Consider the following 19,817-nt stretch of genomic DNA (forward strand, 5'->3'; position numbering starts at 1 on the left):
CCTTCGTCAGCCGCCGGTGGCGTTCATGTGGCGGAAGAGGACGGGCTTGGCGGTGAGATCGAACTCGTGCCCCTTGGGTTTGATCGCCATCGCGGCAACGATGGCTTCCTTGAGCGGTTCGAGTGCTCCGGGGTGGGTACGCAGCACCCGGCGCAGGTCGACCGAGTGCTCTTGCCCCAGGCACAGCAGGAGCCGCCCTTCGGTGGTGACGCGCACGCGGTTGCAGCTGTCGCAGAAGTTGTGGCTGTGCGGCGAAATGAAGCCGACGAGGGTGCCGGTCTCGGCGATGCGCTCGTAGCGCGCCGGGCCGCCGGTGCGTTCGACGGTGGGCAGCAGCGTGTAACGCTCCGAGATGCGCGCGCGCACTTCGTCGCTGGGCACGAAGCTCGTGCGCCGATCGTGCCCGTCGATCTCGCCGAGCGGCATTTCCTCGATGAAACAGACAGTGAAGTCGCGCTCGGCGGCGAATTCGACCAGATCGAGGATCTCGTCGTCGTTGATGCCGCGCATCGGCACGGCGTTGAGTTTGATCGCTTCGAATCCGGCGCGCCGGGCGGCTTCGATTCCTTCGAGCACCTTGTCGAGGCTGCCCACGCGCGAGATGGCGCGGAAGCGCTCGGGGCGCAGGCTGTCGAGACTCACGTTGATGCGGCGCACGCCGGCTTCGCGCAGCGCGGCGGCGTGGCGGGCGAGCTGGGAGCCATTGGTCGTGAGCGTGAGTTCCTTCAGACCGGGGAGTTTGCCCAGTTCGGCGAAGAGCGAAAGCACGTTTTGCCGCACCAGGGGCTCGCCTCCGGTGATGCGCAGTTTCGTCACGCCCAGCTCGACGAAGGCGCGGCCGATCAGCGCCATCTCTTCCAAGGTGAGAATGCGCGCCTTGGGCAGGAACGTCATCTGCTCGTTCATGCAATAGACGCAGCGAAAATCGCAGCGGTCCGTCACCGACAGGCGCACGTAGGTGACGTGTCGACCGAAGCGGTCGATCAGGGGCGGGCTTGCCGGGGCTCGGGTGTCCATCGCGGCGGCTCCTGTATCATCGTGGGGTCACGAACATCGCGTTCTGGGAGTTGGAATGGCCGATTTGCCGCACCTCACTGCCACCGGCGCCGCCCACATGGTGGACGTCGGGGAGAAGGAGAAGACGCATCGGGTCGCGATTGCCGAAGGATACCTCGAAATGTCGCCGGAAGCGCTCGCGGCGCTCGTAGCGGGCAACCTGAAAAAAGGTGACGCACTGGCGGCGGCGCGCATCGCCGGGATCATGGCCGCGAAACGCACTTGGGAATTGGTGCCGCTGTGCCATCCGGTGGCGCTCACGCACCTGGAAGTGGAGGTGGAGCCGGTACCGGATCGCGTAGCGGTGCGCTGCCGCGCCCGGGCCGAGACACGCGAGCGCACCGGCGTGGAAATGGAAGCGCTCACGGCAGTGCAGGTGGCGCTCCTCACGGTCTACGACATGTGCAAGGCGATCGACAAGGGAATGCGCATCACCGACGTCGGTTTGGTCCACAAAAGCGGCGGGCGCTCGGGGACGTGGCAGCGGCAGGGGTGAGTCACCTCACCCCAAGGCGCGCTTCCAGCGCACGCCGTTCTTCCTCGGTATTCACGTTGACGAAGGCTTCGGCTTCGTCGGAAAAATCGGCGATGGCCAAGCGTTGCGCCTTGAGCCAGGCTTCGACCTTGCGCTCGCCCGCGCGCAGGCGGCGTTCGAGCTCGGCGCGCGCCGTGACCGGTACGAGTGCGAAGACAGGCTGCAGCCGCCCCGCGGCTTGGGCGACGGCCACGTCGGCCTCGGCGGTGCAGCGCGCCTGCCACAGCCGAGCGACGAGGTCGGACGGCAGCAAGGGGCAATCGCAGGGGACGACGACCACCCAGTCGGTGCGGGCGGTGGCGAGTCCCGCGGCGATGCCGGCGAGCGGCCCGGCGAACCCGCCTTCGAGGTCCGGAATTACCGGCACGCCGTAGGCGGCGTAACGCTCGTGGTGACGGTTGGCGTTGATGAGAATTGCCCCGGTCTGCGGCCGCAGCCGCTCGAGCACGTACTCGACGAGTGGTCGCCCGTGCAGTTCGACCAGTCCTTTGTCGACGCCACCCAAGCGCGTGCCGCGGCCGCCGGCGAGGATGAGGCCGGTGAGGGGAGGGAGAGCGGGTAAGGGTGGAGTGGGCATAGGGGAGAAAGGTGCAGGATGCTCGCAGTGTAACCGATTCGCCTTCTGTGATTTTTCTTGACATGTCCTCCGCTTGTCTGTTAAATAACGAGATTTTCCCGTTCGAGGTGATCCCATGAAACGCACCTATCAACCCTCCAAGATCCGCCGCAAGCGTACCCATGGTTTCCTCGTGCGTATGCGCACCCGCGGCGGCCGCTCTGTGATCCGGGCGCGTCGGGCCAAGGGCCGTCATCGCCTGGCCGTTTGAGCGGCGAGATCCTGTCCGAGGCGGGGGCGCGCTTTCGTCGCGCCGACCGCCTGCTGCAGCCGTCCGAGTTCTCGCGCGTCTTCACGGCGCGGCGGGTGATCCGCGGGCGGTTTTTTGCCGTTCACTGGAATCCCAACGAGCTGGGTCGCCCGCGCCTGGGGCTGGTGGTGGCGAAGAAACTTGTGCGGCGCGCGCATCAGCGCAATCTCGTCAAGCGCATCGCGCGCGAGACCTTTCGCCTCGAGAAGGGGCGGCTGCCGGCCTGCGACCTGGTGGTGCGGCTGAGCGCGCCGATCGTCGCGGTCACCCGCCGGATGCTGCGCGAGGATCTCCTTTCCTGCTTTGATCGGCTCGTGCGGGAGGCAGGGAAATGCGCCGCCTCCTGATGGCGCTCATTCGCGGTTATCAGCTGGCGATCAGCCCCTGGCTGGGGCGCAACTGCCGTTTCCATCCCACCTGCTCGCAGTATACGCTGGAGGCGATCGAGCGCCACGGGGCCCTGAAGGGCCTGTGGCTGGGGCTGCGACGGGTGTTGCGCTGCCATCCCTTTCATCCCGGCGGGCACGACCCTGTGCCATAATTCGCCGATTCTTTTGCCCGTTTTCCCAGGATGGTTCCATGGAACAACGCCGCCTGATCCCGTTGTTGGTGTTTCTGTTCTCGCTGGTGATGCTGTGGGAGGCCTGGTTGCGTCACAACCAGCCGGTGCCGCAGCCGCAGGCCGAGCGAGCCGTCGCAACGCAGCAAGGGGCCGGTCTGGGCGAGGTGCCACAGTCGCAGCGGGCCGCCGTCGCTCCGGCTTCCGGGGCGCTCGAAGAGGCGCAGGCGCGGCGCATGGTGGTCGAGACCGACCGCTTCACCGCGGAGATCTCGGAGCGTGGCGGCGACATCGTCTTCCTCGCGTTCAAGGACTACGCCGCGCGCGAAGACCGCAGCAAACCCTTCGTGCTCTTCGACGATGGCCGTGCCGGCCACGTCTATCGCGTGCAGTCGGGGCTGATCGGCGCGGGCCTGCCGAACCATCGTTCGCAATGGCAGCTGCCGGCCGAGGCCGTGCGGCTCGCGCCGGGACAGGACGTGCTGGAGGTTCGGCTCACGGCTCAGGCGGACAATGGAGCGCTCGTGACCAAAGTGCTGCGCTTCAAGCGCGGTGAATATCTGGTCGAGGTGCGCCACGAGGTTGCCAACGCGGGCACGGAACCGATCGAAGCGTCGACCTATTATCAATTCCTGCGCGATGGTTTGCCGGCCGAGGAGCACTCGCTCTTCGGGGTTCGCACGTTCACCGGTCCGGCAGTCTATACCGCCGAGAGCAAGTACAAGAAGATCAATTTCGAGGACGTGCTCAAGGGCAAGGCGGAGTTTCCGCGGCTCGCGCAGGATGGCTGGATCGCCATGGTGCAGCATTACTTCGTCGCGGCCTGGTTGCCGCAGGAGGGGGTGCAGCGCGAGTTCTATGTCCGGCCGGTGGAGGGAGGATTGTTCCAGATGGGGGTGATCCTGCCGCTGGGGGCGGTGGCGCCGGGAGAGGCGAAGGAAGGATCCGTCCGTCTCTATGCAGGGCCGCAGACGCAGAGCGTGCTGGGTTCGCTCGCACCGGGGTTCGACCTGGTGGTCGATTACGGTTGGCTCACGGTGATCGCCGCGCCGCTTTTCTGGGTGCTGTCCTGGCTCCATAAGCTCACGGGGAACTGGGGCTGGGCGATCGTGCTGGTGACCGTGCTGCTCAAGGCGATCTTCTTCCCCTTGTCGGCGGCGAGCTACCGTTCGATGGCCAAGATGCGCGCGCTCACCCCGCGCTTGCAGCGCCTCAAGGAGCTCTACGGCGACGACAAGGCGCGCATGCAGCAGGAGATGATGCGCATCTACCAGGAGGAGAAGGTCAATCCGCTGGGCGGCTGCCTGCCGATCCTGGTGCAGATCCCGGTCTTCATCGCGCTCTACTGGGTGCTGCTCAACAGCGTGGAGATGCGCCAGGCGCCGTGGATCCTGTGGATCCAGGATCTGTCGATGCGTGATCCCTACTTCGTGCTGCCCATCCTCATGGGTGCGTCGATGCTGGTGCAGATGAAGCTCAATCCACAGCCGGTCGATCCGATGCAGGCGAAGCTGATGCTCGCCATGCCCATCGTGTTCACGGTGATGTTCCTGTGGTTCCCCTCCGGTCTGGTGCTCTACTGGCTCACGAACAACGTGCTGTCGATCGCCCAGCAGTGGTGGATCACGCGCCAGATGGAGCCGGCCAAGGCAGGAAAGTGAAGGGTCTGGCGAAAGATCGGTTGCGCCAGCGGATCGTAGCGCTACCTGGTACTGGAGGGTGGGTGGCGTGAGCGGGGTGCAGAAAGGGGAGGCGCCGCGCGAGGTGATCGCGGCGATTGCCACTGCGCCGGGGCGCGGCGGCATCGGCGTGGTGCGGGTCTCGGGACCGTCGCTCGCAGCATTCGTCGAGGCGCTGCTCGGGCGGGTGCCGGCGCCGCGGATGGCCACGTTCGCACGCTTTCACGACGCCCATGGGGCGGTGATCGACGAGGGGCTGGCGCTCTTCTTCCCTGCGCCGCATTCGTTTACCGGCGAAGACGTGCTGGAGCTGCACGGGCACGGCGGGCCTGTGGTGCTGCAGCTCTTGCTCGAGCGCTGCCTCGAGCTGGGGGCGCGGCTCGCCCGTCCCGGCGAATTCACCGAGCGCGCTTTTCTTGCCGGCAAGATCGATCTGGCGCAGGCGGAAGCCGTGGCCGATCTGATCGACGCCTCCACCCGGGCGGCGGCCCGAGGGGCGGCGCGCTCGCTCACGGGGGAATTCTCCCGCGCCGTGCGCGCCCTGCAGGAGCGCTTGATCGATGCGCGCATGTGGGTCGAGGCCTCGCTCGATTTTCCCGAAGAGGATCTGGAGCTCGTCGCCGCCGCGCGCATCCGCGAGAAGGTGGCCGAAACGCTGGCCGCCCTCGATCGACTGCTCGAGAACGCGCGCCAGGGCGCGCTGTTGCGCCGTGGGCTGCACGTGGTGATCGCCGGTGCGCCCAATGTCGGCAAGTCGAGCCTGCTCAACGCCTTGATGGGGGAAGAGCGGGCGATCGTCACCGACATCGCCGGTACCACCCGCGACGTGTTGCGCGAGGCGATCCAGATCGAAGGCATTCCGCTCTACGTGATCGATACGGCGGGGCTGCGAGCCACCGACGATCCGGTGGAGCGCATCGGCGTGGCGCGTACGCGCGAGGCGATTTCCCAGGCCGATGCGGTGCTGGCGCTGCGCGCGCTCGATCGCCCCGAGGCGGCCCCGCTCAAGGAGGTATTGGCGCTCGCGCCACCCGAGGTGCCGGTGATCGAAGTGGTCAACAAGATCGACTTGACGGGCGAGGCGCCGCGACGCGAGGCGGGGGAGGACGGACGCATTCGCGAACGCGTGTGGCTGTCGGCGCGCACCGGCGAGGGGCTGGAGCTGCTGCGGGCGGCGCTGCTGGAGGTGGCCGGCTGGCACGCCCACGGTGAAGACGTGGTGCTCGCGCGCGAACGCCATCTGGAGGCGCTGCGCGAGGCGCGCCGGGCGCTGGAGGCGGCACTGGAGACGGGCGAGGCGCTGGAGCTTTTGGCCGAAGAGCTGCGCGCCGCACACCGGGCGCTCGGCAGAATCCTTGGAGAATATGACATAGAGGATTTGCTCGGCGAGATCTTCAGCCGCTTCTGCATCGGCAAATGAGAATATCGCCGGAATGTTCCACGTGGAACATTGGCAAGGAGGAGCAATGGGGCTCGAAGATTTGAGCTGGATATGGCTCGTCCTGGGTGGGGCGGCCTTTCTCGCGGGGCTCATCGATGCGGCGGTGGGGGGAGGTGGCCTCATCCAGGTGCCCGCCCTGCTGCTCGCTTTCCCGCAGGCGCCGCTCGCCGATCTCTTCGGGACGAACAAGGTCGCTTCCGTGGTGGGAACGGCGGCAGCGGCGCGGCAATATCTTCGGCGCATCGCTCTGCCGGGCGCGTTGTTGGCGACGGTGGCTGGCGCGGCCGCGATGGGTAGCTGGTTCGGGGCGAGTGCGGTGACGCATTTCCCGCGTGAGTGGGCCCGTCCGCTGGTGCTGGTGCTGTTGAGCCTGGTCGCGGTCTATACCTTTGCCAAGAAGGAGTTCGGCCTGCATGCCCGCACCGCGGCTTGGGGACGGGCCGATCTGGCGCGGGCGCTGGGTATCGGTTTGGTCATCGGCTTCTACGACGGATTCTTCGGCCCCGGCACGGGCAGCTTCTTCATCTTCGCGTTCGTGCGTCTGTTGCGATTGGATTTTCTCCATGCGTCGGCCCTGGCCAAGGTTGGCAACGTGGCGACCAACCTCGCGGCCATCGCCTATTTCTGGGGCCATGCGCACATCGCCTGGGCATTGGGGGGGTGGTTGGCGCTGTGCAACGTGCTGGGTTCGCGCGTGGGCAGTGGCCTGGCGCTGCGTCGTGGTTCCGGTTTCGTGCGCAAGCTCTTTCTCGTCGTGGTGGCGGTGTTGATCGCGCGCTTGAGTTGGGAACAAGTGTCCCCATATTTGTTCTGATTGCGGGTCCCCGCGGTTGGGGCAGCGAACGGTTTTCGTGCAGTTCGTTGTATAATTTTCAGTTTTCCATGGCTGGCCGGGAGAAGTGGAGATGAACGGTCTTCATCTGATTGCGGATCTCTATGATTGCCGCTGCGATGTCGCTCTGCTCACCGACCGGGAACGGTTGGAGACCTTGTGCGTGCAGGAATGCCGTGAGGCAGGACTGACGCCGCTGGGCGCTTATTTCTACCAGTTCCGACACGACAATGGCGAGAATGCCGGCGTCACTGGTACCGTGGTGCTGGCCGAGTCTCACCTGGCCATCCATACCTGGCCCGAAACGGGCAACGTCACTTTGGACGTGTACGTGTGCAATTTCTCCAAGGACAACTCCGAGCTTGCGCGGCGGGTTTTTCGCCGCGTGATCGAGACGCTCAACCCGATGGAGGTAGTGAGCCATTCGGTGGTGCGCGGCAAGATCGCGCCGCGGGAGTGAGGCGATGAGCGAACGGACGACGCGGCTGTGGGAGTCCTTGAGCAGCTGGAGCGGCTATTATTTCGACGTGACCGAGTGCCTGGAACGCGGCCGTAGCCGTTACCAGGAATACGAGGTGTGGCATTCGCCGCTCTTCGGACGCATGTTCCGTCTCGACGGCTGCGCGATGACGAGCGAGGCCGACGAGTTCATCTATCACGAGAATCTCATCCACGTGCCGGGGCTCGCGCATGCAGGGCCGCGCTCGGCGCTCGTCATTGGCGGGGGCGACGGTGGCTCGGCCGAGGAGCTTTTCAAGTACCGCACGATGCAGCAGGTGGTGCTCGTCGAGCTCGACGAGAAGGTGATCGAGCTCGCGCGCAAGTATTTCCCCGCGGTGCATCGCGGTGCCCTCGACGATCCGCGTCTGGAGCTGCGGGTGCAGGACGGGCTGGACTACGTGCGCCGCGTGGCCCCGGCCGAGGGAAGGAAATTCGATCTCGTCGTGCTCGACCTCACCGATCCGGTGGGGCCGGCGGCCGCACTCTACCAGGAAGAGTTCTTCCGCGCGTGCAAAGCGCTGCTCACCGAGGGGGGAGCGCTGTCGCTGCACGTGGGGGCGCCAGACCATCAGCCCGAGCGGGTGCGCGAGCTGCTGCGGCGCCTGCGTGCGGTCTTCGCCTGCGTTCGGCCGCATCTGCACTACATCCCGCTCTACGGGGCGAACTGGATGCTTGCCTGCGCCTCCGACGCGCTCGATCCGGTGTCGCTCGATCCGGCGACGGTGGACGCGCGCATCGCCGAGCGGGGGCTGGGCGAGCTGCGCTACCTCGATGGGGAAACCTATCGGGCGCGCCTGGTGCTGCCGCGCTATCTGCGGGAGATCGTGCAGCCGTGAACGAGCGACCGCGCGCTTCGACCGACAGGAATGTTTCACGTGAAACATCGGGTCGCCGCGACAAACCCTCGCGCGCGCGGGAAGGATCGAGCGCCCGGCACGGAAGAGGCGAGGCGACTCGCGAAGCCGAAGTCGATCCGCGTACCCTGGCCGGCGCGATCGAACTCGCGGCGCAGGTCATCGACCAGGTCGTCGCGGGACACAATGCGCTGGAGCATTATCACGCCTTGCGTGCGGCGCATCCCGTGACCGAGCCTGGGGCCTGGGGGCGGGTGCGGGACCTGGCCTGGAGCGCGCTGCGCGATTACGGCTGGGGGCGCTGGGTGCTGGCGCGGCTCGCGCCGCGCGGCGTGCCCGAGCCGGTGCTCGCGCCTTTGCTGGTGGCGCTGTCGGCGCTGCGCGACGGCCCGCGCGATGCGCATGCGCTCACGCACCAGAGCGTGAGCTGCGTGCGTCTGAGGCAAGAACGCTTGGCGGGATTCGCCAATGCCCTGCTGCGCACTTTCCTGCGTGAGCGTGAGGCGCTGCATCCCGAGGCGCTCGCCGAGGCGGCGCGTGCGAGTGCCTCCGTGCCCGCCTCCATGCCGGAGGTACAGGATGCCGCCGTGGCGCATTTCCGCCATCCGCGCTGGTGGATCGACAAGGTGCGCGCGCAGCATCCGCTCGACTGGGAGCGAATCCTGCATGCGGGCAACACCCATCCGCCGATGGGGTTGCGGCTCAACCGCCGCCGCATCGATGAAGCCGAGGCGCTCGCGCGGTTTGCCGCGGCCGGCATCGCCGTGCGACGCGCCGGTCCGATGGCGCTGCTGCTGGAGCGACCGATGCCCGTGGCCAAAGTCCCCGGCATTGCCGAGGGCTGGGTCTCGCCCCAAGACGTGGGGGCCCAGTTCGCGGCGCGGCTGCTCGCTCCGCTCGACGGCGAGCGCGTGCTCGACGCCTGCGCTGCTCCCGGTGGCAAGAGCGCCCATCTATTGGAATTGGCCGACATCGAACTCACCGCCGTCGACGTCGAGGAGACGAGGCTTGCGCCACTGCGCCGTGCTCTGGCGCGGCTGGGCGTAGCGGCGAAGGTGCTGCGCGGCGATGCGCGCCATCCCGCCCGCTGGTGGGATGGCAAGCCATTCGATGCGATCCTTGCCGACGTGCCCTGCTCGGGCAGCGGCGTGGCGCGGCGCCACCCCGACATCAAATGGCTGCGCCGCACCGAGGACGTCGCCGGCTTCGCCCGGCAGCAGCGCGAGATCCTCGATGGCCTGTGGCCGCTGCTCAAACCGGGCGGACGGCTTTTGTACGCGACCTGCTCGATCTTCGCCGAAGAAAACGAGGAACAGGTGCGGGTATTCGTGAAGCGCCATCGCGACGCCCGGCTCGTTCCCCTCGATGGCGAGCGCGAGACGCTCGCATTGCTTCCTGACGAGACGCACGATGGGTTCTTCTACGCGCTGCTGCGCAAAACCGCTTGATCCACTGCGCCGGCGGCTGCTGTTTGCCTTGGGCGCACTCCCCTTGGGCGCTTTGGGCTTGCTGACCAATGACGGGACAGCGGTGGCCGATGCCGCATCACGGGCGCGACTGTGGCGCGACGGTGAGGGGAACTGGTTTCTCGACGCCGATCTGGGGTTCGAGCGCTTTCCCGCCGTATGGGAAGATCTGCTGCAGCGCGGCATCGCCATGCCCCTGCGCCTGGAGCTGATGCTCTATCGCGAGCGTTGGTACTGGAGCGATCAGCTGGTCTTCGGCAAATTCTGGCGCATCACCATACGGCACCAGCCGGTGACGCAGGATTGGCTGTTGACGGTGGGAGATGCGACGCACGTTTTCTACGACCGGGAGACCTTGCTGCAATCCTTGCGTTCGATCCGCGGCTGGCCGGTGGCCGCTGACGTGTTCAACCCGTTGTCGGACGTACGGGCCGAATTGCGGCTGAGTGTCGATCTGTCGCAATTGCCGCAGACTCTGCGCGCGAGTGCGTTGGGGAACGACGCCTATGCCTGGGAGGTGGGGCCTTATCGCTGGTATCCCTGGAGGAAGCGATGAACCGCGGCCTGGTGGTGGTGATCCTGGCAGTAGTGGCGATCTCGATCTTCCTGCTCGCCACTGCCAGCAGCAACACCGACGTCTTCGGTTCCGCCTTTCCTTATTTCCTGACGCTCAATGCAGCGGTGGTAGCCGGACTCGGCGTGCTGCTTGGCCGTCAGGCCTGGCATCTCTACCGGCAGTATCGGCGCCGGAAATTCGGCACGCGTCTGCGCGTGCGGCTCACGCTCATGTTCACCGCCATGGCCCTGATCCCGGCGGTGATCCTCTATCTCGTCTCGATCTTCTTCGTGGTGCGTTCGATCGAGACCTGGTTCGACATCCGGGTCGAGCGGGCGCTGGAGAGCGGGGTGGCGCTCGCGCGCAACACGCTCGACAACCTGGTGCTGAAGGCGCGGCACGATGCGGAGACGCTGCGGGGGCAGCTCGCCCAGGCAGGGGCAGTGGACATCGCCACACTCACGCCCCTGCGTGAGAATCTGGGGGTGAGCTCCATCACCGTGCTCAACGCCAAGGGAACGCCACTGGTGACGGTGAGCCCGGATGACCGCTGGTTGAGCTCGGTGTTGCCCACCGCAATCGAATTGCAGGCGGCCCGCAGTACGGGGCTTTTTCACCGGGTCGATACCTCTCCTGAGGGGGTTCCGGTGATCCGGGTGATCGCCGTGCTCGGCGCGACGATGCCGGGCAGTACGACGGATGCGGCCTACCTGCAGCTGGTGCAACGGGTACCGGCGAACATCGTCGAGCAGATCGAGGCGGTGCAGACGGCCTATCGCGACTACCAGCAGATCGTGGTCGGCAAGGAAGGTCTGCAGCGCATTTATGCGCTCACGCTCACCATCACCGTCCTGCTGTCTTTGCTGGCGGCACTCGCGCTGGCGATGTACCTGTCGCGCAAGTTCATCGCACCGCTGATGGTGCTCGCGGAAGGAACGCGGGCGGTGGCGGCCGGCGATTACCGGCCGCTTGCGCCGATCGCGGCCCGCGACGAACTTGGGGTGCTGACGCGCTCGTTCGACGCGATGACGCAGCAGCTCGCCCAGGCGAGGCAGGCGGCGGAAGAATCCCACGCCCAGATCGAGGCGGCACGCGCCTACCTGGAGACGATCCTCGCCAACTTGAGCACCGGCGTGCTGGCGTTCGACACGGAGGGGAAGTTGACGATCGCCAATGCCGCGGCGTCACGTATCCTCGAAATCGATCTGCAAGGGTGCACGGGCCAGCCCCCTTCCTGCTGGACGATGGAGCCGGAATTTGCCACCTTGATCACCGAGCTCATCGGTCGCGAGCCGGCAGGCCCCACCGAGTGGCGCCGTCGCTGCGCCGACGGACATACCCAGGTGCTTCTGCTGCACGTGGCTTCTCTGCCGACGCGCCACGGCAGCGGTCGTCTGGTCGTATTCGACGACGTCACCGACCTGGTGCAGGCGCAGCGCACTGCGGCCTGGGGCGAAGTGGCCCGGCGCCTGGCGCACGAGATCAAGAATCCGCTCACCCCGATCCAGCTCTCGGCCGAGCGCTTGCGCTACAAGCTTGCCGACCGTTTGGGCCCCGAGGAGCGGCAGATGCTCGAACGCGCCACGCAGACGATCATCGATCAGGTGGAAGCGATGAAAAACCTCGTCAACGCCTTCCGCGACTATGCCCGCCTGCCCGCGCCGAAGAAAGATTGGATCGAACTGCAGGCGCTGCTTCGCAGCGTGCTGGTCTTGTACGAATCCTCTCCGGCGCGCCTGGAGCTCGACTTGCCGCAAGAGCCTTTGCCGGCGTTGCGGGCCGACGCTTCCCAAATGCGGCAGGTGTTGCATAATCTCATCCAGAATGCCCAGGATGCGCTGGAGGGGCGGCAGGACGGCCTGATCCGCATCGAGATCCGGCGCAATGCCGACACGCTGATCCTGCGCGTCCTCGACAATGGCCCCGGGTTTCCTCCGGAGCTGCTGCGCCACGCATTCGAGCCCTATTTCACGACCAAACCCAAGGGAACGGGGCTGGGACTGGCTGTGATCAAGAAGATCCTCGACGACCATGGGGCGCGGGTGCGTTTGGTCAACCGGGCCGAAGGAGGGGCGATGGTAGAGATCGAATTCCCGCTCGGCGACGAGGTGCGTGAAGGAGGCCGCGATGGCTAAAGTGCTCATCGTCGACGACGAAGTCGGCATCCGTGAGCTGCTGCGCGAGATCCTCGAAGACGAGGGCTATGCCGTCGAGACGGCCGAGAACGGCCTGCAGGCGAACGAGCGCCTGGAGGCGGAGCGGCCCGACGTCATCCTCCTCGACATCTGGATGCCCGATGTCGACGGCATTACCCTCTTGCGGCAGTGGATGGGACGGCAGCCGCCGGCACCCCCGGTGATCATGATGTCGGGGCACGCCACGATCGACACGGCGGTAGAGGCCACGCGCATCGGCGCGATCGATTTTCTCGAAAAACCGATTTCGATGCAGAAACTGCTGCCGGCCATCAAGGAGGCGGTGGCGCGATCCCGGCAGGCGAAGGCGCCCAGCGAGGTGGCGATCGGCCGTCTGGGAGAGCATCCCCTGCTTGCGCCGGTGTTGGACCGGGCCAAAAACCATCTGCAGCGCCAGGGACTCCTCTACTTTCAGGTGAGCGACTCTTTTCTCGTCCAGGCTCTGGCGCATGCCTTGAGCTTGGGCGATGGGCCGAGGCTCGATCTCGGTGCCGAAACCCAGCCGCTTTCACTCGACAAGCTGCAGCGGGCGCGCGGCGGGCATTGGTATGTATACGAACTGCAGAACCTGACCCGCTTGCAGCAAAAAAACCTTTGCTTCGCCATCGAACGCCGGGGAGAATATTCCGCCCGTGTGATCGTCTTCAGTGCGGTGAAGACGGAAGTCTTGGAACAGGATGGATGGCCCGAGACGCTCGTGGCTGATTTCGCCCAATGCCGCGTCGAGGTACCGCAGCGGGATGAAGCCTTGCGTGCGCTCGACACCCTCATGCCGCTGGCGCTTGCCGAGGTGGCGCAGCGGCGCGGCGATGCAGTCGTACCCCAGCTTCCGCCGAGCGGCCTGACGCGCATGCCCAAGGGAATGCTGCCGGCCGAGCTCGACCTCTTCGGCCTGGCCGAAGCCTTGCTGGACGCCCAGGAGGACGGCGTCGTGCCCCAGGCAGCGATCGAGCGCATCTTCGGTCTGCCGGATCAGCCCACGCTGGAGCGTCTGCTCACCCTGCCGCTGCGCGAGGCGCGCGAAGCCTTCGAGCGCATGTACTTCGAGCGCCTGCTCGAGCGTGAAGCCTTGCCCATGAGCCGGGTGGCGGAACTCGCCGGTCTGGAACGCACCCATCTCTACCGCAAGATCAAGCAGCTCGGCCTGTCGCTCAAGCGCGTCCAGGATGCCGACTGAGCTCCGTATAATGGCGGCTGTCCTGTCGCCTTACGGAGTCGCCCTCTCATGCCCTCTTTGCAAAACGACCGTCTCCTGCGGGCGCTGCTGCGCCAGCCCGTGGATCGCACACCGATCTGGTTGATGCGGCAGGCCGGGCGCTATCTGCCCGAATACCGCGAGACGCGCCGACGGGCTGGTAGTTTCCTTGCCTTGTGCAAGGATCCGGCGCTCGCCACCGAAGTGACCTTACAGCCGATCGCGCGTTTCGGGCTCGATGCGGCGATCCTCTTTTCCGACATCCTGACGGTGCCCGATGCGATGGGTCTGGGGCTGTACTTCGTCGAAGGAGAAGGGCCGAAGTTCGAGCGGCCGCTGCGCAGCGAATGGGAGATCCGCAATCTCTCGGCCCCCGATCCGACGGTGGAGCTTGCCTACGTGCTCGAGGCGGTGCGCCAGATCCGGCGGGCGCTCGACGGTTCGGTGCCGCTCATCGGTTTTTCCGGCAGCCCCTGGACGCTCGCCTGCTACATGGTCGAGGGGGGGGCGAGCGAGGATTACCGCACGGTCAAGACGCTGCTCTACACGCGCCCCGACCTGATGCACCGCATCCTCGAAGTGACGACGCAGGCGGTGACCGATTACCTCAATGCCCAGATCGAGGCGGGGGCGCAGGCGGTGATGCTCTTCGATTCCTGGGGCGGGGTGCTCGCCGAGGAAGCCTTCAAGACGTTTTCCCTGCCGTATCTGGCACGCATCGTCGCGGGCTTGCGCCGCGAGGCGGAAGGCCGGATCGTCCCCTCCATCGTTTTCACCAAGGGGGGTGGCGTGTGGCTGGAAGATTTGGCCAGTATCGGCGCCGATGCCGTGGGGCTGGATTGGACGATGGACATCGGCCGGGCGCGGACCTTGGTCGGTGACCGGGTGGCGCTGCAGGGCAATCTCGATCCGGCGATTCTCTTTGCGCCGCCCGACGTGGTGGTGCGCGAGGCCTGCAAGGTGCTCGAAGCCTTCGGCCACGGTTCGGGGCATGTCTTCAACCTGGGGCACGGCATTTCGCAGCATACGCCGCCGGAGCACGTGGCGGCGCTGGTCCACGCCGTCCAGACCGAGAGCGTGAAATATCACCAGAAGGCATGAGCGAGGGGATGCGCCGGGCCCAGGTGCTGCTGCCGTTCCCTGGTGAAGGCCTTTTCGATTACTGGGTTCCCGAAGCGGTCGTTCCCGGGCAGATCGTGCGTGTGCCCTTCGGCCGGGGGGCGAAGCTGGGCATCGTCTGGTCGCTTAAGGCGGATCCGTCCGTCCCGGACGAGCGGATCAAACCGGTGGATGCGATCTGGGAGGGCCTGCCGCCGCTACCCGAGGCGGACCGGGAGTTGCTCGAATTCACCGCCCGCTATTACCTTGCCCCGCTCGGCGAGGTCGTGGCGGCGATGTTGCCTCCGGCGCTGCGCCGGCGCAAGCGCGAACCCCGGAGCAAGGGAAGGGGCGAGGAGGGGGCCACCGAGCCGGCCGGGCCGCTACCCGAACTCACGGAAGGGCAAAGGGCAGCGCTCGAAGCGGTGCCGCGGGACGGATTTTCGGCAACCTTGCTGCACGGCATCACCGGCAGCGGGAAGACGGAGGTCTATCTACGCCTGGTGGCGGAGTGCCTCGCCCAGGGGCGGCAGGCGCTGCTCCTGGTGCCCGAGATCGCCCTCACGCCGCAGCTCACCGAGCGGGTGCATGCCCGTTTTCCTTCGGCCCGCATCGTGTGCCTGCATTCCGAGGCGCCTGCCGGCGAGCGCTCCGCGGCCTTCGTGGCGGCGATGCGCGGCGAGATCGACGTCGTGCTCGGCACGCGGCTCGCTGTGTTCGCGCCTTTCGTGCGGCTGGGGCTGGTGGTGGTGGACGAGGAGCACGATCCATCCTACAAGCAGTTCGAAGGGGTGCCCTACTCGGCGCGCGACCTGGCGGTCTGGCGGGCTCGCCGTTGGAACGTGCCGATCGTGCTCGGTTCGGCCACGCCCTCGCTCGAGAGCTGGGCGTCCTGCGAGGCGGGCCGCTATCGCCGCGTGGCTTTGTCCGCCCGCGCGAGCGGCCAACCCTTGCCGATGATAGAGCTCATCGACACGGCGCAGACGCCGGCCGAGGAGGGGGTGAGCGCGCCGCTCGCCCAGGCGATAGAAGCCACGCTCGCGCGCGGCGAGCAGGCGCTCGTTTTCCTCAACCGCCGGGGTTACGCGCCGGTGGTGCGCTGCGGCCATTGCGGCTGGGTGAGCCGCTGCCCGAACTGTTCGGTCAATCTCGTCTTCCATCGCGACGACGGCCGGATGCACTGCCATCACTGCGGTTATCGCGAGACCCCGCCGCGGGCCTGTCCCGAGTGCGGCGCGCTCGACCTGCAGCCCGTCGGCCGGGGCACGCAGCGGCTGGAGGAGCGGTTGCAGGCGCTGTTTCCCCAGGCGCGGATCGCGCGCATCGACCGCGACGCGGTGAGGACCCTGGCTCAATGGGAAACGCTGCTCGAGGAGGTGCGCGCGGGACGCTACGACCTGCTCGTGGGCACGCAGATGATGGCCAAGGGGCATGATTTTCCGTCGCTCACGCTCGTCGGCGTGATCGGGGCCGATGCCGGGCTCTACGCCGCCGAGGTGCGCGCCACGGAGCGGATGTTCCAGCAGCTGATACAGGTGGCCGGCAGGGCCGGTCGGGCGGGCGCGCCAGGTCGGGTGCTGGTGCAGACGGAGTTTCCCCAGCATCCGCTCTTTCGCGAGCTCGCGGCGCACGACTATGCCGCCTTCGCCGCGAGGACGCTCGCCGAGCGTCGGGCGCTGCGGCTGCCGCCTTTCGCTTTTCAGGCGTTGTTGCGCGCCGACGACGAGGCGCTGGAGCCGGCGCTCGCTTTCCTGGAGGCGGCGCGCACCACGGGGCGTGAGATTGCGGGCCGGGAAGGTTGGCCGGTGAAGGTGTTCGATCCGGTCCCGATGCGCCTCGTGCGCCTCGCGCGCCGCGAACGGGCCCAGCTGCTCGTCGAAGGGGGTCGCCGTCCTGCGCTGCACGCTTTCCTCGAGCGCTGGGTCGAGGCGCTGCGGGGCTTGCCCCATCCGCGTTCGTTGCGCTGGCGTCTGGAGGTGGATCCGCTGGAGACCTGAGGTCGATCAGGGGGGCCAGCGGTAGATTACTTCTGCCAGGCTTTGGCCTCCACCACGACCCGGTTGCGTCCTTTTTCTTTGGTTCGATGCAGGGGCAAACAGGCATCGTTCGGCATGGGTGTTCTCGCGCAGCGTTTTTCGTTGCCGTACAGCTTATCCCAGCATTGCCGCAAAAACACGGGTGACGCCGTAGCCGCCGAACACGAGCCAGAGGAAGAGCGCGGCGGCGAGGTAGAGCGGTCCGGGGCCGACCTGGCGAAACTTGACCACGTTCGTTTCCATGCCGATGGCCGTCATCGCCATCGTCAGGAGAAAATTGTCGACCCCGATCAGATCTTGCACCAGCCAATTGGGTAGAACGCCGAGCGAGTTGATGGCGCTGGCGGCGACGAACCAGACGGCGAACCAGGGAATGACGAGCCGAACGCCGGCGTTTTCCGTCCTGGTTTTGTGGCGCAGCGTGAGCCAACCCAGAGCGAGCAGCACGGGGGCGATCAGCATCACCCGGACCATCTTGACGATCACGGCGACTTCTCCTGCCCCGGCGATCCCGCCGGTGGCCGCGACCACTTGCGCCACCTCGTGGATGGTGCCGCCGCTATAGAGACCGAAGATCTGGGGTGTGAGATGCAGCAGTCCCGTGGCATAGACGGCGGGGTAAAGAAACATGGAGAGGGTGCCGAAGAGGACGACGGTTCCCACCGCCACGGCGCTCTTGGCAGGATTGGATTCCAAGACGGACTCGGTGGCCACGACCGCCGCCGCGCCGCAGATGGCGCTGCCGGCTGCCGTCAGAATGGCGGTATCCCGGTCGAGCTTGAAGAGGCGGGTACCCATCCATACGCCGAGAGCGAGGGTGCTCACCACCATGGTCACCGACACGCCCAGGCCGGCCCAGCCCACGGCGGCAATCTGCTGGAAGGTGACGCGAAAGCCGTAGAGGATGATGGCCGCGCGCAGCAGATGTTTGGAACTGAAGAGGACGCCGGGCACCCAGGATTCGGGCAAGTGGCGTCGTAGGGTGTTGGCGTAGACCATGCCCAAGAGGATGCCGACGATGAGCGGACTGAGACCTAGGCGGGATATGGCGGGGAATTGTGCCATCTGCAACGCCGCTAGGGCGAAGAGGGCGACGAAGAGCAAACCGTGCAGGGCCGGTGCCCGTTGAGACAAGCCGTTCATCTCAGTTCCCATCCTGCGTCTGCGAGTGCGTCCTTGGGTGCGTACGGCGTCCATTGCCGTGCGATCACCTGCTTGCCGGTGACCTGGTCGGCCGCCCGCGCCATGAAAAAGGGGCCATTGACGTGGGTGTCGATGATGAGGCGCCACAGTTCCGGTGGCGTTTCCCAGAAAGGAGGGGGGGCGGTGAGAAAGCACGGGTTGACGTACTTCATCCCGCGTCCAGCGTTGTTGATGAGCACATCGAGTCGTCCCAGGCGTTCGGGCGCCGTGGCCACGGTGCGTTCGGCCTCTTCGGGATGGGCAGCGTCGGCCGTGAGGGGAAGAAAACGGTCGGAACCGAAGCGATCGCGGATCTCCGCTTCCAGCGCCTGCAGCTCACCCGATTCACGGGCGGCGGTACCGAGCACGCGTACCCCTGCAGCGGCGAGACCCAGCGGCATCGCTCGCCCCAGTCCGCGGCCGGCGCCCGTGACGATGGCAACCAAGGGGTCCAAAGGCATCGTCTCGTTCATGGATCCAGCTGCCTTGTTAGGTTTTCTGTCAATATACAAATTGCCAAAAAGTATATATCAACCCCCCCTCTTGATGGATGAATCGTTTCGTTTCTTGATGCTGCGCAAACCGGCCGTGAGTTCGGTCATCATCGGTGCAACCAAGCCCGAAGATGCGTTTGTGACGGGACGATGAAGAAAACCTTGCGGTGCGTGGCGACTGATGTTAATGGTGGCTTAAGAATCGCGTGAAACAATGAAACCCCGACCGTAGAATGGGAAAGGGGGTGATCCCCTTGGGATTTCCGTTTGTCTCGCACCGCAAGGAGAAGGCTCATGAAGATCAAACCACTGGCGGCTGCCCTTGCCGCTTTGGGGGTGGGGGTGTGTTTCGGCGTGCAGGCTGCGCCCGACGAACTGCGCGAAAAGGCCAAGGTGATCATCCAGCCGATCCAGCCGGCGAAAATCGATCATCCGGCCAAGGTCGATCTCGGCCGTCAGCTCTTCTTCGAGCCGCGCCTGTCGATGTCCGGCATCATTTCTTGCAACACTTGTCATAACCTTTCATTGGGTGGCGTTGACAATTTGCCGACGTCCATCGGGCACAAATGGCAGCCGGGGCCGGTGAATGCGCCGACCGTGTTCAACGCCTCGCTCAACTTTGTCCAGTTCTGGGATGGGCGTGCCGCCAATTTGCAGGAACAGGCCGCCGGTCCGATCCAGAATCCGATCGAAATGGGGATGCCGCACACGCTCGCCGTGGCCGTGCTGCAGTCCATCCCCGGCTACGTCGACGAGTTCAAGAAAATCTACGGTACGGACCAGATCGCCATCGAGCAGGTCACCGATGCGATCGCCGAGTTCGAGAAAACCTTGGTTACGCCGAATTCGCGTTTCGACAAGTGGCTCAAGGGCGACGACAAGGCGATCACCGCCGAGGAACGCGAAGGCTTCAGGATTTTCTACGACAGCGGCTGTATCGCTTGCCACAACGGCCCCAACCTCGGCGGCAATTCCTTCCAGAAGATAGGCGTGGTCGAACCCTACAAGTCCACTTCGCCTGCCGAAGGTCGCGCGGCGGTGACCAAGAAAGACGAGGATCGCTGGTACTTCAAGGTGCCGACGCTGCGTAACGTGGAACTCACCTACCCCTACTTCCACGACGGTCAGGCGAAGACGCTGGAGGAGGCCGTCACCCTGATGGGACGCTTGCAGCTTGGCCGCACCTTCACCGACGACGAAGTGAAGAAAGTCGTCGCCTTCCTGCACACGCTCACCGGCGAGCGGCCGCAGATGCCTTTGCCGCTGCTGCCG

The 19,817-nt window shown here is 66.1% G+C and carries 20 protein-coding genes; 16 read left to right on the forward strand and 4 right to left on the reverse strand.

Annotated elements, in window-relative coordinates; all coding sequences use genetic code 11:
- Positions 1-6 precede the first annotated feature (6 nt).
- The gene (moaA, locus tag OA56_RS02570; protein WP_461583313.1) at positions 7-1,017 is read right to left on the reverse strand and encodes a GTP 3',8-cyclase MoaA; all 1,011 of its coding nucleotides are present in this window, start codon (positions 1,015-1,017) and stop codon (positions 7-9) included.
- Positions 1,018-1,072: 55 nt separating this feature from the next.
- Here moaA and moaC point away from each other — a divergent pair, with 55 nt between their 5' ends.
- A complete protein-coding gene (gene moaC / locus OA56_RS02575; protein ID WP_141056437.1) occupies positions 1,073-1,552 on the forward strand; it encodes a cyclic pyranopterin monophosphate synthase MoaC in 480 nt (159 codons plus the stop codon).
- A gap of 1 nt (position 1,553) precedes the next feature.
- Here moaC and mobA read toward each other — a convergent pair whose 3' ends face one another.
- Positions 1,554-2,168: a molybdenum cofactor guanylyltransferase MobA gene (mobA, locus tag OA56_RS02580; RefSeq protein WP_461583314.1), complete on the reverse strand. Its 615-nt coding sequence runs from the start codon at positions 2,166-2,168 to the stop codon at positions 1,554-1,556.
- A 115-nt stretch (positions 2,169-2,283) separates the two neighbouring features.
- Between mobA and rpmH the strand changes: the two genes are divergently transcribed.
- The 14 genes from rpmH to OA56_RS02650 all read left to right on the forward strand — a co-directional run bounded on the left by rpmH (position 2,284) and on the right by OA56_RS02650 (position 16,830).
- A complete protein-coding gene (rpmH, locus tag OA56_RS02585; RefSeq protein WP_028875239.1) occupies positions 2,284-2,418 on the forward strand; it encodes a 50S ribosomal protein L34 in 135 nt (44 codons plus the stop codon).
- Positions 2,415-2,804 (forward strand): ribonuclease P protein component, encoded by a 390-nt coding sequence (gene rnpA, locus OA56_RS02590; RefSeq protein WP_206202258.1) that lies wholly within the window; start codon positions 2,415-2,417, stop codon positions 2,802-2,804. Before rpmH ends, rnpA begins: the two co-directional genes overlap by 4 nt.
- Positions 2,789-2,998, forward strand: a complete 210-nt coding sequence (gene yidD / locus OA56_RS02595; protein WP_055423068.1) for a membrane protein insertion efficiency factor YidD — start codon at positions 2,789-2,791, stop codon at positions 2,996-2,998. Before rnpA ends, yidD begins: the two co-directional genes overlap by 16 nt.
- A gap of 38 nt (positions 2,999-3,036) precedes the next feature.
- Entirely contained in the window at positions 3,037-4,677 is a 1,641-nt protein-coding gene (yidC, locus tag OA56_RS02600; protein WP_055423069.1) for a membrane protein insertase YidC, read from the forward strand.
- Between the two features lie 67 nt (positions 4,678-4,744).
- The gene (mnmE, locus tag OA56_RS02605; RefSeq protein ID WP_461583315.1) at positions 4,745-6,115 is read left to right on the forward strand and encodes a tRNA uridine-5-carboxymethylaminomethyl(34) synthesis GTPase MnmE; all 1,371 of its coding nucleotides are present in this window, start codon (positions 4,745-4,747) and stop codon (positions 6,113-6,115) included.
- A 46-nt stretch (positions 6,116-6,161) separates the two neighbouring features.
- Positions 6,162-6,950: a sulfite exporter TauE/SafE family protein gene (locus OA56_RS02610; protein ID WP_055423070.1), complete on the forward strand. Its 789-nt coding sequence runs from the start codon at positions 6,162-6,164 to the stop codon at positions 6,948-6,950.
- Between the two features lie 91 nt (positions 6,951-7,041).
- Positions 7,042-7,428, forward strand: coding sequence for an adenosylmethionine decarboxylase (gene speD / locus OA56_RS02615; RefSeq protein WP_055423071.1), 387 nt, complete (start codon positions 7,042-7,044; stop codon positions 7,426-7,428).
- A gap of 4 nt (positions 7,429-7,432) precedes the next feature.
- Entirely contained in the window at positions 7,433-8,305 is an 873-nt protein-coding gene (speE, locus tag OA56_RS02620; protein WP_055423072.1) for a polyamine aminopropyltransferase, read from the forward strand.
- A complete protein-coding gene (gene rsmB, locus OA56_RS02625) occupies positions 8,302-9,771 on the forward strand; it encodes a 16S rRNA (cytosine(967)-C(5))-methyltransferase RsmB (RefSeq protein WP_461583316.1) in 1,470 nt (489 codons plus the stop codon). Before speE ends, rsmB begins: the two co-directional genes overlap by 4 nt.
- Entirely contained in the window at positions 9,734-10,345 is a 612-nt protein-coding gene (locus OA56_RS02630; protein WP_055423073.1) for a DUF4390 domain-containing protein, read from the forward strand. The genes rsmB and OA56_RS02630 overlap by 38 nt, the downstream gene beginning before the upstream one ends.
- Positions 10,342-12,480 carry a sensor histidine kinase gene (locus OA56_RS02635; protein WP_461583317.1) on the forward strand — a complete coding sequence of 713 codons (2,139 nt, stop codon included), beginning with the start codon at positions 10,342-10,344 and terminating at the stop codon, positions 12,478-12,480. The genes OA56_RS02630 and OA56_RS02635 overlap by 4 nt, the downstream gene beginning before the upstream one ends.
- Positions 12,473-13,717, forward strand: a complete 1,245-nt coding sequence (locus tag OA56_RS02640) for a response regulator (RefSeq protein ID WP_461583318.1) — start codon at positions 12,473-12,475, stop codon at positions 13,715-13,717. The genes OA56_RS02635 and OA56_RS02640 overlap by 8 nt, the downstream gene beginning before the upstream one ends.
- Positions 13,718-13,765: 48 nt before the next feature.
- A complete protein-coding gene (gene hemE / locus OA56_RS02645; protein ID WP_461583319.1) occupies positions 13,766-14,836 on the forward strand; it encodes a uroporphyrinogen decarboxylase in 1,071 nt (356 codons plus the stop codon).
- Entirely contained in the window at positions 14,833-16,830 is a 1,998-nt protein-coding gene (locus OA56_RS02650; RefSeq protein ID WP_461583320.1) for a primosomal protein N', read from the forward strand. Before hemE ends, OA56_RS02650 begins: the two co-directional genes overlap by 4 nt.
- A 153-nt stretch (positions 16,831-16,983) precedes the next feature.
- On the opposite strand, the gene OA56_RS02655 is transcribed toward OA56_RS02650, so the two are convergent.
- Positions 16,984-18,012, reverse strand: a complete 1,029-nt coding sequence (locus tag OA56_RS02655; RefSeq protein ID WP_028875224.1) for a YeiH family protein — start codon at positions 18,010-18,012, stop codon at positions 16,984-16,986.
- Complete coding sequence (locus OA56_RS02660) at positions 18,009-18,524, reverse strand: SDR family NAD(P)-dependent oxidoreductase (RefSeq protein WP_051240805.1); 516 nt, start codon at positions 18,522-18,524, stop codon at positions 18,009-18,011. Before OA56_RS02660 ends, OA56_RS02655 begins: the two co-directional genes overlap by 4 nt.
- Before the next feature lie 315 nt (positions 18,525-18,839).
- Between OA56_RS02660 and OA56_RS02665 the strand changes: the two genes are divergently transcribed.
- Positions 18,840-19,817 (forward strand): cytochrome-c peroxidase (locus OA56_RS02665; RefSeq protein WP_461583321.1); only part of this gene is annotated, 978 nt, incomplete at its 3' end.

The organism is Tepidiphilus sp. HLB4, from assembly GCF_054823945.1.

Bases quoted from the DNA above. Each gene is read 5' to 3' on its own strand.
- yidD (WP_055423068.1), top strand. From the start codon at position 2,789: ATGCGCCGCCTCCTGATGGCGCTCATTCGCGGTTATCAGCTGGCGATC.
- yidC (WP_055423069.1), top strand. From the start codon at position 3,037: ATGGAACAACGCCGCCTGATCCCGTTGTTGGTGTTTCTGTTCTCGCTG.
- OA56_RS02655 (WP_028875224.1), bottom strand. From the start codon at position 18,012: ATGAACGGCTTGTCTCAACGGGCACCGGCCCTGCACGGTTTGCTCTTC.
- mobA (WP_461583314.1), bottom strand. From the start codon at position 2,168: ATGCCCACTCCACCCTTACCCGCTCTCCCTCCCCTCACCGGCCTCATC.
- OA56_RS02635 (WP_461583317.1), top strand. From the start codon at position 10,342: ATGAACCGCGGCCTGGTGGTGGTGATCCTGGCAGTAGTGGCGATCTCG.
- OA56_RS02630 (WP_055423073.1), top strand. From the start codon at position 9,734: ATGGGTTCTTCTACGCGCTGCTGCGCAAAACCGCTTGATCCACTGCGC.
- OA56_RS02610 (WP_055423070.1), top strand. From the start codon at position 6,162: ATGGGGCTCGAAGATTTGAGCTGGATATGGCTCGTCCTGGGTGGGGCG.
- OA56_RS02650 (WP_461583320.1), top strand. From the start codon at position 14,833: ATGAGCGAGGGGATGCGCCGGGCCCAGGTGCTGCTGCCGTTCCCTGGT.
- moaA (WP_461583313.1), bottom strand. From the start codon at position 1,017: ATGGACACCCGAGCCCCGGCAAGCCCGCCCCTGATCGACCGCTTCGGT.
- OA56_RS02640 (WP_461583318.1), top strand. From the start codon at position 12,473: ATGGCTAAAGTGCTCATCGTCGACGACGAAGTCGGCATCCGTGAGCTG.
- hemE (WP_461583319.1), top strand. From the start codon at position 13,766: ATGCCCTCTTTGCAAAACGACCGTCTCCTGCGGGCGCTGCTGCGCCAG.
- moaC (WP_141056437.1), top strand. From the start codon at position 1,073: ATGGCCGATTTGCCGCACCTCACTGCCACCGGCGCCGCCCACATGGTG.
- speE (WP_055423072.1), top strand. From the start codon at position 7,433: ATGAGCGAACGGACGACGCGGCTGTGGGAGTCCTTGAGCAGCTGGAGC.
- rpmH (WP_028875239.1), top strand. From the start codon at position 2,284: ATGAAACGCACCTATCAACCCTCCAAGATCCGCCGCAAGCGTACCCAT.
- OA56_RS02660 (WP_051240805.1), bottom strand. From the start codon at position 18,524: ATGAACGAGACGATGCCTTTGGACCCCTTGGTTGCCATCGTCACGGGC.
- speD (WP_055423071.1), top strand. From the start codon at position 7,042: ATGAACGGTCTTCATCTGATTGCGGATCTCTATGATTGCCGCTGCGAT.